General features: G+C 38.8%; 1 pseudogene. It reads right to left on the bottom strand.

Features of this window, described 5'->3' with window-relative positions:
- A pseudogene (locus tag ACH2AZ_RS12555) lies at positions 1 to 245 on the bottom strand (IS1182 family transposase); the annotation flags it as partial.

Consider the following 245-nt stretch of genomic DNA (forward strand, 5'->3'; position numbering starts at 1 on the left):
GGGCACTCTTTGCAAGCCTTAGTTTTATATTGTTTGAAAGTGTAATTACGCCCTTTGTAACGTGTGCCATTGGAGGTTAACTGTTTTCCTTGTGGACAGGTATAAGTATCATCATTAGAATTATATATAAAATATTCAGCATTATAATCAGGGTTTGGAGCTTGGCTTTTTCGTCCTATCGCAGGAATAGCAACCAAGGTGTTTATTCCCAGTTGGTCTGCTATATGAAATTCACTGCCCGTGTG

The sequence above is a fragment of the uncultured Mesonia sp. genome (genome assembly GCA_947499595.1).
Classification (GTDB): Bacteria; Bacteroidota; Bacteroidia; order Flavobacteriales; family Flavobacteriaceae; genus Mesonia; species Mesonia sediminis.